The sequence below is a fragment of the Enterococcus hulanensis genome (assembly GCF_005405485.1).
GTDB lineage: Bacteria > Bacillota > Bacilli > Lactobacillales > Enterococcaceae > Enterococcus_A > Enterococcus_A hulanensis.
In genome coordinates this window covers 1-12275 of the sequence record NZ_BJED01000019.1, presented here as the reverse complement: position 1 = coordinate 12275, position 12275 = coordinate 1, and the positions used below count along the sequence as shown (strand labels likewise).

The window sequence follows — 12275 nt, the reverse complement described above, 5'->3', positions numbered from 1 at the left end:
ACATGAAAGCAATGGGGAATTTTTTGTCTTCAGAAGATGAAACACTAGTCTTGAAGTTGCATCTAAATCAGTGACAGATAATTGATAAAGATCAGATGAAATCAGGCGAAGTTGCGGTTCAAAATTTATCCACACACAAATCTATCTACCACATATTTAACAATTCATTTGGGGTAACTTTTATGCTAGGACTTTGTAATAACTTATGAGAGAAGAATCCTCAGTTATGGCGAAGAGTACCATTTTCTTATAACCCCATAATGGTAGTTAATACTTTATAGTTTTACGGACATATCTCAAAAAATAAAGAGCTTCTTTCCAGAATGACCAAATAACTTGCGTCGTTTTAAAGGTTATGGAATTAACAAAAATAACGTTTGATGTCTAGTTAAGTTTTGTTATTAGTTTATTTTTAACGAGATAATAATTTAATTAGATTTTTCTTTTTAAATTTGATAAATGTAAGCGCTTTAAATTATAGTTTGTATACCAATAAATATTTATATTTTACAAAGGCTTTATTGATGCACATTGTTTTCTTTTTCATTCTTTATCCTGATTTTAAAACGAACGCACTAGTAATAAGGAAAAGGGGGAGAACATATGAAAGTAAAAGTCATCGAAAGAAGTTTAAAGTACCCGCCAAACAGATGATAAAGGAGCATTGGGCATGGTCATTAAAATTAAAACAACCATTTTATTCTTTTTTTTCGTGGTTTTTCTCTTTTCTGGCAATGAAGCTATACATGCGGAAGCTTCATTGGATCTGGTTACTAATCATGAAGAAATCATTTCATTTAAAAATTTTCCAATCAATGATACATCTAGCTATAAAGGTATTGAAACAAGTCAAAATGAAGAAACTATCTGCGTAAAGGATTACTTCATCCAAGAAGAAACCACTATTGGTAGAGATGATAGAGAAAAAATAATTAATACTAAAATTTTCCCTTATTCTGCATGCGTCTTTGTGACAGCCACTTATCGGAGTGGTGAGACTTATATTGGTTCAGGAAGCATGATCTCGCCCGATACAGTGTTAACAGCAGGTCATGTAATCTACAATAAGAAATTAAAACAATGGCCGAGATCCGTTACTGTATATCCTGGTGTTAATGGGTCCCATGCACCATTTGGACATTCAAGCAGTTCGAAGCTGGCTTCTTTGTTGGGGTGGACCAGAAGATTTGATCCCCAATATGATATTGGAATGATTAAATTAGATTGTCCATTAGGAATAACTACCGGTTGGTTTGGTTTAACAAGTATAGCTAGAGCCGGTTTGAAAGTGACAAGTACTGGCTATCCTGGAGATAAGGCGCTACAAACGATGTGGACGAATTCTGGGGAAATTTCATCCGTAACACCCAATCATGTCTATTATCGACTCGATACATTTGGAGGACAAAGTGGGAGTGCGGTCTATAATTCAGCTAATCAAATCGTTGCAGTCCACGCTTATGCACAGGATCGTCAAAACTTTGGTACTAGAACAAACGCAGCAATCATTAATTGGATCAAGAACGATTTGAAAAATATGAGCTCTTTTCCTGGGACGTATGGTCCAATTTTGGATAAGCATTTTCGTGTAGAAAGAAATCCAAAACTGAAACTATTGACAGACTCTCCGATGTAGATGAAGGGACTGACAAGTATGTTAAATAATACTTCGACTAGACTTACTATTAATGAAAAGGTGGCTGTCAAAACTATTGACGGTGTATTTCGATTAGGCACAATTGCAGCGTTTGGTGAGCACACGGTGGTTATTTCGTGTGGTGCCTATCGGTATTTAGCAAGAAAAGAAGAGTTGCTGAAACTAGGTTATAAACTGCCGCCATATAAGAAAAAGATGGGTGAAAAGATAACTAGAGGGATAATGTGGTATTAATACGGGAGTTTTAATCGGAAAGGGAAAAAATTATATTGCCAAAAAAGAATAAGCAGTGTTTATTGGGTCTCATTATAGCTCTAATGTTTATAAAACCCAATTTCATTACGAAGACTTCTAGACTTGATACAGATGAATTTGGGCCAGTAGAAATTGAAAAGTTAACGAATGATACAACGGAACCAGAGATTGAAGCATCGGGTACTAAAGCGATTACTGCTAGAATTCCGGTCTATCATATTTTTAATTCAAACTCAGGAGATTCTCTTTATACAACGAATTCATATGAACGAGATAACTTAACGAGATTGGGGTGGAAGGATAAGAAAACCAATCTGTATTGTACAAATTCTGGTCAGAAATTGTTTAGGCTGTTTAATACAATTTCAGGAGAGCATTTTTACACACTAAATATAGAGGAACGAGATACTTTAAAGAACTATAGTTGGCGGTATGAAGGGATTGCTTGGCTAACGCCTCAAAGCGGACAACCTGTATACAGATTGTATAATGGAAATCCAAAAGGTTCAGGAGCCCATCAGTTCACAACATTAATAAGTGAACGTGATGCATTAATAAGAGATGGCTGGCGAGATGAAGGTATTGCTTGGTTTACAGAAACAACGAAAGATTCAACTCCTGCTAATTTAAATTTTTTAGGGATTAATAGACAGCTCATAATTGACGAACTAAGTAAACATGAACGTGATAGTTATTATCTGGGAACACCATATATAAAACTAGGTACTAATGATGCTTCTAAATATATGATTCCTGAAGTAGGCATGAATTGTACTGGATTTGTAGCAAAAGTGATTCAAAATGCAGGAGGGGATTTAACTCAAATTACTAAAAGCTCTGATAATTGGGGCGGAGCAGCGAATGCTTATAATTGGAGAAATACTTTAAATTTAAAAGTTCGGTCGTATTCATTCAATAATGTATGGGAGCTGTTGAAAAGTAATAAAGTGAAGAAGGGGGATATCATTTATTTTGAAGCCGATTATTCAGAACGCAATCACGATTGTCATATCGGCTTTTTTTGGGGAGATAGCCCCAGTGACAATCAGATGTGGCACTCAGCTCCTTCAGAAAATAAAATAGGGAAGCTATACTCTCCAGCTGGATATTCAAAAATAATTGTCTATAGTATATGAGAATTTAGACACTTGATTGTTGCTGCTGTAAAAGTTTGTCGTGGGTACATGGCTTGTTATTCTATCATTTAGAATAGGCCGAAAGAAAGGATGCGGTTAAGATGAAAGGGATTTTGTTAATTAGCCAAGGAAATTTAGCCGAAGGGATGAGAGACACTCTCGAGCTTTTTTCGGGAAAAGTAAATCAACTTGATGCAGTGACGCTATTTGCCGGACAAGATATTTCCGAATTTAGTGTAAATCTCGAAAGAAAAATAAACGGGATTGATACAGGTGAAGGAGTAGTAATTTTTTGTGATCTAGCTTTTGGTGCTCCAACAAGCATTGTTATAAAATTGTTGGTAAATCTCGAACATAGAGAAAAAAATCAAGTCATTACAGGAATGAATTTACCACTAGTTTTGGCATACAGCCAACTGAGATCAAAAAAAATTGATTTCAACGATATTGTTGAAGTGGGAAAATCAGGCATCATTAATTTAAATGAGAGCTTAATTAGCTAAGACAATTATTCACTTATTAGAAAGTGATGTCCTCGGATTTAAGACTAAATAAAGGATGCTGTTAAAAAGAACTGCTGCAAAGAAAAAGCAATGTTTATTGGTGAATGATAAGTAAAAAAGGGTGATGACGATGGCAATTAAACACAACAAAACACTCGTTGCGGTGAATAGCTCAGAGCAATCGAGATTAACTTTACATGGATCGTTAGCAACGGAGTATAATAAAATTTTAGTTGCAGTGGATGGTTCAGAGCAGTCAAGGTTTGCAGCACACGAAGCGATCGCAATAGCCAAAAGAAACAAAGCAGAATTGACGATAGTCACTAGTATAGATCTTTCCGCAATTTCTCATGAACCGTTGATGGTAAGAGGAATTAGTAACGCTCTGACAATAGAAGCAAAGGGGATGCTGAAAGATTTCACCAAAATCGAGGCTAAAACTCCGATTGACAAAAGAGTTCTAATAGGAGTGGCTAAACATGAGATTATCAATCATGCCAAAGAGCAAGAAATTGATCTGATTGTCATGGGCGCAACCGGTAAAGGTGCAGTTGAAAAAGTATTTATCGGTTCAACGACAGATTATGTTTTAACTCATGCGCCCTGCAGCGTTTTGGCTGTGCGGTCTTTGTAAGAGTTATCACTTTAATTATTGTGAAAAGAGGACTATCGATTTGTAAAAAGAATCAAACGATCAATAATAAGCAGAAACCAAAAAGAAATTTTTGGCTACGCTGGCTTGATCGGCTTATTATTACTTATCCCATAATTGGTTATTTTATCTAGTTCATGGTTAAAAAGCTAATCATCAAGATAGCGAGCATTAACTTTTTCCTTACAAAAGTGGTACGATTCCACAAGTTAATTAATGCTTTTTTTAAATATGTTCGAAAGAAAAAAGCTGCGGAGAATTTCCGCAGCTTTTTGTATGAAGTCAATTAATAATAAATTGCTTCCGATAGGTTGATGGTGAAATAGCGAGTTTTGAATGGAAAAACTTCGAAAAATAGGAGGAAGAGGAGAAGCCTGTTTCGTAGGCGATCTCGGTAATTGTTAATGAGCTTTTCCGAAGTAAGGAGCAGGCCTTTTGAAGCTTCAGATTTTGAATATACTCGCTGGGCCCGATTCCTTTATAGGTTTGGAACAGCTTATAGAGATACGTGCGATCAATGCTGTTGGCTTCTGATATTTGATTGACACTGAGATTTTCTGACATATTGTCATCAATGTAGTTCAGAATATTTTTAAAGAGGTGCTCGCTTTGTGTCGTATCATCTGTTTTTAGATTCATTCTGTCGATGGTATCGAATAGAATGAAGGAAGAGGCCATCGTGCGAAAAAGATTTTCCTGTTTAAACGATTCGTAAATATCCTGAAAGAGAACGTCTATCCGATGATCAAAGGTGTGGCTGATGACACAATTAGATTTGTCCAATTTTAGTTTAGAAAAAAATTGATCCATTAGTTTTCCAGTAAAACCGACCCATCTGTACTGCCAAGGGTCTTCACGATTGGGATAATACACATTTTTACAATTCGAAGGAATGATAAAAAAATCGCCAGCGGTGATTTTTCTTTCCGGAAAAAAAGGCGTCGAGAAAAAGCCTTCACCTTCGATACAGTAGTGGATTACCCAATAATCGATCGGAGCGTACTCCGTAGGCTTGGTTGAGCGACATTTCTCATACCCAACCTCGCAAATATGGAACTCTGAGCTTAAATTTTCATTATTGATTAAAATACTAATATCGTTTGGCACCGAGCTGTACATTCCATTCCTCCTTTTAAGTAATTAATGAAGAGTCAACATTATTACAAGTATTTGGAAACATTTCTTATTTTTTATATCATGAAAGCGCTATAAAATCAATGTGTAAATAAATATTGAAAGGATGTTTGAGATGGAAAATTCTAATTCAAGACAGCGCTTGGGGTCGGTGGCATTAATGCTGATGACCTTTTCGGCAGTATTCGCTTTTCCCAGCATTGTCAACAACAGTATCCAGATTGGGTTAGCGACAATTCCCGGTTATTTGTTCGGCAGTATCTTTTATTTTTTGCCGTTCATTCTAATGATCGCGGAGTTTGCTTCTGCTAACTCAGGAAAGGAGTCGGGTGTTCACAGCTGGCTGCAATCGGTTTTGGGAGAGAAATGGGCATTTTTAGGTGCCTGGTCCTATTTTTTTGTTAATTTATTTTACTTCTGCTCTTTGCTGCCGAATACCTTGATCTACGGTTCCTATGCTTTTGGCGGCCGTAATGTCTTTCAAGGCGGGAAGAGTACGATCATTATCGCAATTATTTCGATTCTGTTGTTTTGGCTGATGACGTGGGTTTGTATCAAAGGTGTTTCTTGGATCTCTAAGGTGACAAGCTTTGCCGGCAGCGCGCGTTTATTTATGGGAGTGGCTTTTGTCGTTTTAGCCTTTATCGTTGTTTTTGGTTTTGGCAACGAACCGGCCCAGGATTTTACGATGCAATCAATTACGCCTAGCTTTAACTGGACTTTCTTCATGACGATGGCTTGGATTTTGCAGGCAGTCGGAGGCGGTGAAAGTATCGGAGTTTACATCAAGGATGTGAAGGGCGGCAACAGTACCTTCGTTCGGACGATGATCGGCGCTACGATCATTGTTGGGATCATGTATGTTTTAGGTGCTGTAGCAGTTGGATTTGTTGTACCTGTCGATGTGTTAAAGGGGAATTTCTCCAATGGGATATTCGATATCTTTAAAATTTTGGGGACTCATTTCCATATTCCAAGTGGCGTGATGGTGCGGCTTGTGGGCTTGATCTTGTTTATCGGCAGTCTTGGATCGTTAGCTTTGTGGACTGCAGCTCCTGTTAAAGTCTTTTTCTCAGAGATTCCAGAAGGGGTCTTTGGTAAGTGGCTGGTGAAAACAAATGAAGAAGGAAATCCTACCAATGCCTTGATCGTTCAAGGCTTTATCGTAACGCTGCTGCTGATTATTCCGGCGTTAGGTATCGGCAACATGGACAGCTTTCTTTCTACCTTGATCAATATGACAGCGTCTACATCCTTATTGCCGGTGCTATTTTTATTGATCGCCTACATCGGCTTGCGTTTGAAAAAGGATGACATGACCCGCAGCTTCCGCTTCGGTAGTCGTTCATTTGGGATTTTTGCAGGGGTCGCATTACTGTTGATTTTCATTTTTGTCTTCTTTATGTCAACGGTTCCTGATCCACAGCTAATCATGGCTGAGATAAACGGGACGCTGCCGGCAGGAGAGGCAAGTCCGATCGGAATGCTGGTCTACAATATCGTTGGACTCGTAATCTTTATGGGCTTTGCTTGGATCTGCTGGATTCGCTATGAAAGAAAATCAAAAGGATTAAACAACGAAGAAACTAATGTTGAGGTGACAGGTAAATGAAAATTTGGGAAAACTATCAAGTAGATCAGATCAATCGTTTGGAAGGACGAGCACATTTTTTATCGTTTCCAACCAAAGAGCAGGCGTTGTTAAATGAAAATAAATATACACATGCCTTCAAAAACTTAAATGGCATCTGGAAGTTTATGCTAGTAGATGCGCCGGAATACAGTCCAAGCAAGTTTTATGAAGCGGACTTTGATACGGCTGAAATGGCGGATATCAAGGTTCCTGGCAATTGGCAGGTGCAGGGCTATGGCAAGATGCATTATTCCGATCTTTGGTATAACTTTCCAATTAATCCGCCATATGTGCCAACGGAAAATCCAACGGGGATCTATAAGCGGCAGTTCACGATCGATGAGAGCTTTAAAGGCAAGAAAATGATTTTACGTTTTTGCGGCGTTGATTCGGCTTTTCACGTTTGGGTCAACGGGCGTGAGGTTGGTTACAGCAAGGGTGCAAGAAATGAAGCCGAGTTTGATATTACCGAGTTTGTGCAGGAGGATGCCGCTAACGATTTGACGGTGCGCGTCTATCAATGGTCTGACGGCACGTATTTAGAGGATCAGGATATGTGGTGGCTCAGCGGCATCTTTAGAGATGTGGAGTTACTTGGTGTACCTTATGCCGGGATCAATGATTTGACGGTAGCCGCTGATTTGGATGACGATTATAAGAATGGTCTGCTGGATCTATCATTCAAGTTCCGCGAAGCAAAAGGACAGCAGATTGAAGTGAGCCTGCTCGATCCGTCTGGCAAACAGGTATTGGGTCAAAGAATCACTAGCGAACAGGAGAGTCTTCATGCAGAGATTCCTGATGTCAGACATTGGACAGCGGAAACGCCTGAATTGTATCAACTGCTGATTTCTGTGTACGACGGGGAACATTTGGTTGAAGTCATTCCGCAAAAGGTAGGCTTTAGAAATATCCGTTTAGCCGGTGAAGTCTTCCTAGTAAACGGTGTAGCGATCAAATTTAAAGGAGTCAATCGTCATGATTACAATCCTCGAAATGGCCGTGTCGTTTCGAAGGAGGAAATCGAAAAAGATATTCTTTTAATGAAGCAGTTCAATATCAATGCCATTCGAACCAGTCATTATCCTGCATCTTATTATTTGTACGATCTTTGTGACGAATATGGTATGTACGTGATCGATGAAACGGATCTGGAATGTCACGGCTTTGAGTTAACTGGAAAATACGATTGGATCAGCAACGATCCAGAGTGGGAAACCGCGTATGTTTCCAGAATGGTCAGAATGATCCAGCGGGATAAAAATCACCCGTCGATTATTATGTGGTCCTTGGGCAATGAATCGGCCTTTGGCACTAATTTCGTGAAAATGACCGAGGTCGCAAAAGAAATGGACCCTACACGACTGGTTCATTATGAGGGAGATTTTGACGTAGAGGCTGCTGATATTTATTCCTCCATGTATACCTGGTTGGAGCATCCGAGCAAGAAACCATTGATGGAAACAATCATTCAAGAATCGAAGAAACCGCATATTCTATGTGAATATTGTCATGCGATGGGAAATGGGCCGGGAAATCTAAAGGAATATCAAGACCTCTTTTATGCACATGACAAATTACAAGGCGGCTTCATTTGGGAATGGTTTGACCATGGGATCGAGTCTTATACCGAAGACGGTGAAAAATATTACCGCTATGGCGGCGACTTCGGCGATGATCCTTCCAATAAAGATTTCTGTATCGATGGCATGCTGATGCCGGATCGGACACCTTCGCCGAGTTTGTATGAATACAAAAAGGTGATCGAACCGATCCAGACAACAGCGATTGATATAAAAACTGGCGAGATCGAGTTGCTAAGCCGTTTTGATTTCCAAAATCTGCAAATTTTCGATTTGTATTATTCCATTTTTGAAGATGAAACCTTAATTGAAGACGGAACGATCTCATTGCCTTCGATTCCAGCACGGGAGAAGGCGACGTTAACCTTGCCGTATAACTTGGATTTTGTGCCTAAACCTGGGGCAAGCTATTTCTTGAACATTTCCTATCAATTAAAGGCAACAACGGCTTATGCACCAAGAGGATTTGAATTAGCTTCAGCGAATTTTGAGCTTCCGATCAAAGCGGCAGGCGTAGAGATCACGCCAAGCGGTCGTTTGCAGGTTGAAGAGACTGAAACTACGCTAAGTATTACAGGCGCGAACTTTTTGGCAACCTTTGATACAGTTAGAGGAACGCTTCAAAAGCTGATAAAAGATGGTCAGACGATCATTGAACGGGGACCGAAATTCACTATGTGGCGGGCACCGATTAGTAATGACATGGAGATTATTGACGAAATGAAGAAACAATACTTCCTTCATTTAGAACATGAAATCGTCAATTCGTTTGACTGGAAAGAAACTGATCAGGCGGTTCAGATCACCGTCAAAACAATCAATTCAACGACGAACAGCGCATGGCATTACAAGTGTACGTATACGTATACTATCTGCGGAAGCGGCGACATTCTGTTCAACTTAGCGGGGGTTCCTAGCGGGAAGATCGATACCGCGCCAAACATGCTGCCGCGTTTAGGTGTCACGATGCATGTAAATAAAGACATGAATCAAGTAAAATATTTAGGACGCGGACCAAGAGAAAACTATGTAGATTCAAAAGAAGCCGGTTATCTTGGTGTCTATCGTTCAACAGTTGCGGAGATGTTTACGAATTATGTTGTTCCGCAGGCGAATGGCAACAGAATGGATACAAGATGGGCTGCATGGACGAATGATCGCGGGCAGGGATTATTTGCGGAAGCTGCCAAAGGGTTCAACTTCAGTACTTCTTATTACGAGGAAAGTGATCTGGATAACGCGAAGCATACCTGTGATTTAGCAGAACGCGACTATGTTGTCGTGAATCTTGATTACAAACAAAACGCCTTAGGCAGCTATTCTTGTGGACAATGGCAGTTAGAAAAATATCGAACAACTTTTGAAGAGTTTGAGCTGTCCTTCCGCTTGACTGGATTTAATGCAAAGGAAGTGGATGCTGTAGCACTGTCTCATGAAGACCTAACATTATTGTTCTAAAAATTAAGTAAATACTCCCTGCAATTTTAGAAAGTGGCTGAGTTCCACGGGATAGATTGAAGGGAGTTTTTTGTATGGATACGTTCATTTTCTACAATTTTATGCTACCGACTGGAGGTAGTATTATGTCATTCTCTTCAGCAATTCTTTTTATACGCTCTCTTGTTTTTGCAGAAAGATAGTCTCGTTTCACTACTTTATAATATGTGCCATGTGTTTGAGAAATTGATGCAATAGCTTGATTTAAACTCATTTCGGCGTATTTTCCTCTCCTAGCAAAAATCCTGAGTAATCTTTCAATTTGATTATCAGTTAATGAACAACCACCTCTTGCATGGGCCTTATTTTTTGTGAAACAAACTTTATCCTCATTTTTCAATGGTTGTTGTTCTGTTTTTAATTGCTTATTTTCCTTTTGCAATTGTTGAATGCTCTGTTTGAGTTCATCATTTTCAATTGAGAGTAACTCCATTTTTTTCAGTAATTCTTCACAAGGACCAACTTCTCTTTCCTGTAATTTACAAATATCTTGTAATTCAAAAATTATTCCTGGTAAGAAACCATTTGTTTCCGATATCTGAATTTGCAGCAAATGAGATGAATTATAATATAAATCAATCTCTGAAGAGTACTCTGAATGCTTCGTGTATATTCTTCTTGGCTTCCTTTTATCCATTTCAGAAAGTAATTTTTTAATCGATGAAGTAACAGGATAGTCTATCACTAGTGGTGAAATATTTTTCAAGATTTGTGAAATTTCTGATAGCCGATCATAGCGGTCATTGTACATTTCTTTATAGAATTCCAACTTTCCAATTTTATCAATTTTTTCAGAGTAAGGTTCTACAGAACGTAGTTTTGAATGACTTTTTTTCAGCTGTGAAATAAGTGATTTTAAGGCTTTGAATTGTTTTTTTGAAAGCAAAATTTTCTCCCCCTTTATGGGTGTCAAAATATCAAATTATATTTATAATTTAACATGGATTAATAAAAAATGAAAAGGAAATTTTTTCGTAGTGTAGTAATGAAGATCCAAAAATTTGAATCTATTATCTATAAAAAAATATTTGACAATATTGATGATTGAAGAAGATCTCTTTGTGGGATGAATGTCTAAATGAAGACAATATCATATCCAAGAATAGTGAAACATACAATGATTACACGCGTTGGGTTGAACTTAATTGAATTGACGTATGGCTATTTAAAGGTTGGAGAGATACGCATGCTAAAAAACTTGAATTGTATATTAAAACAGACTCCCATCTCAATTATCAAAATGGGAATCTGTTTATTTATGGTTTGTTTTATCAAGTTTGATCATTCAGATTCTTTAAAATTTGTTTTTAAAAGATTCAATATGGACTCAATAATAAGAAGCTGCTTATCCTTTTCGAATTTCGCAATTGTATCCAAAAGTTCCTTCAGTTCATCACTGCTTGAAGTGAATTTGAAATTGAAAAACTCTTCATAGGAAACATCTAGAGCTTTAATGATTTGTTCTATAGTGTCAATTTTTAAATCATATTTTTGATTTTCCAACTTGTTAATGTATTTAACTCCCAGTTCAGACTGTTCTGATAATTTTTCTTGGCTCATCTTTTTTTGAAGACGGAAGTATTTTACTCTTTCCGAAATTAGTTTTCTTAATTCGTATTCTTCCATAGTCACCATCCCTTTAATAATAGAATAGAGTGGTTTACAAGCCACTTTAACTACCTTGTAGAGCACTATTTATTTATAAAAGTATTGCAAAGAACACTTTTCAGTGGTATTATTTGCTCATAATGATTAGTATCAATATTAAGTTGAATGATTTCTTAAGAAATGGTTCTTAAAAAGAAAATAAGAAGGGGGGATTAACTGATGTCAGAACATAAAACCAACTATAGTAACTTGAATTATCTGTCTGTTATACGATTTGGACATTGTATGGGGGCTGGATGGTATCCGATAGTGGCAAGAGCTGATATGAAGCTACGAAAACTAGGGCATACGATTGAAAAAATTGAAAGAAGAGATGGTGCTCTTTCCATCTTTACTGAGCTTGAAGCAGATAAGCTAAACTCTCGGGTCCAGAATATTTTGTATGAAGCAGAACAAGAAAGTGAAATGACTTGTGAATGGTGTGGTAATTATTCGGTCTCTCAAATTTTTCTTGATAAAGAGTGCCTTACTCTTTGTGAGGCATGCCAAGAAAAGTGTGACAGTCGTGAAGGGGTAGAAAAAAGATTGCATATGTACCATCTACAAGAACTTGAGAA

At 37.9% G+C, this 12275-nt stretch carries 11 protein-coding genes; 8 read left to right on the top strand and 3 right to left on the bottom strand.

The features are described from left to right. The first annotated feature begins 670 nt into the window (after positions 1-670). The 5 genes from FFR60_RS18130 (at position 671) to FFR60_RS18110 (ending at position 4185) form a co-directional block, all read left to right on the top strand. Positions 671-1636: a trypsin-like serine peptidase gene (locus FFR60_RS18130; protein ID WP_137665227.1), complete on the top strand. Its 966-nt coding sequence runs from the start codon at positions 671-673 to the stop codon at positions 1634-1636. An 18-nt stretch (positions 1637-1654) separates the two neighbouring features. Further along, positions 1655-1891: a hypothetical protein gene (locus FFR60_RS18125; protein ID WP_088935764.1), complete on the top strand. Its 237-nt coding sequence runs from the start codon at positions 1655-1657 to the stop codon at positions 1889-1891. Positions 1892-1926: 35 nt separating this feature from the next. After that, on the top strand, positions 1927-3048 hold the full coding sequence (locus FFR60_RS18120; protein WP_137665226.1) for a hypothetical protein: 1122 nt from the start codon (positions 1927-1929) through the stop codon (positions 3046-3048). Positions 3049-3149: 101 nt separating this feature from the next. Beyond that, positions 3150-3551, top strand: coding sequence for a PTS sugar transporter subunit IIA (locus tag FFR60_RS18115; RefSeq protein WP_137665225.1), 402 nt, complete (start codon positions 3150-3152; stop codon positions 3549-3551). A gap of 130 nt (positions 3552-3681) precedes the next feature. Beyond that, positions 3682-4185: a universal stress protein gene (locus FFR60_RS18110; RefSeq protein WP_171004971.1), complete on the top strand. Its 504-nt coding sequence runs from the start codon at positions 3682-3684 to the stop codon at positions 4183-4185. A 300-nt stretch (positions 4186-4485) separates the two neighbouring features. On the opposite strand, the gene FFR60_RS18105 is transcribed toward FFR60_RS18110, so the two are convergent. After that, positions 4486-5322 (bottom strand): AraC family transcriptional regulator, encoded by an 837-nt coding sequence (locus FFR60_RS18105; protein ID WP_137665223.1) that lies wholly within the window; start codon positions 5320-5322, stop codon positions 4486-4488. A gap of 130 nt (positions 5323-5452) precedes the next feature. Here FFR60_RS18105 and FFR60_RS18100 point away from each other — a divergent pair, with 130 nt between their 5' ends. Together FFR60_RS18100 and ebgA are read left to right on the top strand one after the other, a co-directional pair. Continuing rightward, positions 5453-6949: an amino acid permease gene (locus FFR60_RS18100; protein WP_088935769.1), complete on the top strand. Its 1497-nt coding sequence runs from the start codon at positions 5453-5455 to the stop codon at positions 6947-6949. Then, positions 6946-10011 (top strand): beta-galactosidase subunit alpha, encoded by a 3066-nt coding sequence (gene ebgA, locus FFR60_RS18095; RefSeq protein WP_137665222.1) that lies wholly within the window; start codon positions 6946-6948, stop codon positions 10009-10011. The genes FFR60_RS18100 and ebgA overlap by 4 nt, the downstream gene beginning before the upstream one ends. Positions 10012-10102: 91 nt before the next feature. Here the strand turns inward: ebgA and FFR60_RS18090 are convergent, their stop codons facing one another. Both FFR60_RS18090 and FFR60_RS18085 read right to left on the bottom strand, forming a co-directional pair. Beyond that, entirely contained in the window at positions 10103-10936 is an 834-nt protein-coding gene (locus FFR60_RS18090) for a coiled-coil domain-containing protein (protein WP_137665221.1), read from the bottom strand. Positions 10937-11331: 395 nt separating this feature from the next. Continuing rightward, positions 11332-11676, bottom strand: coding sequence for a helix-turn-helix domain-containing protein (locus tag FFR60_RS18085; protein ID WP_249355039.1), 345 nt, complete (start codon positions 11674-11676; stop codon positions 11332-11334). Positions 11677-11877: 201 nt separating this feature from the next. On the opposite strand from FFR60_RS18085, the gene FFR60_RS18080 reads away from it, so the two are divergent. Next, positions 11878-12275, top strand: a 398-nt coding sequence (locus FFR60_RS18080; RefSeq protein ID WP_137665220.1) for a hypothetical protein, incomplete at its 3' end; no start/stop codon positions are given.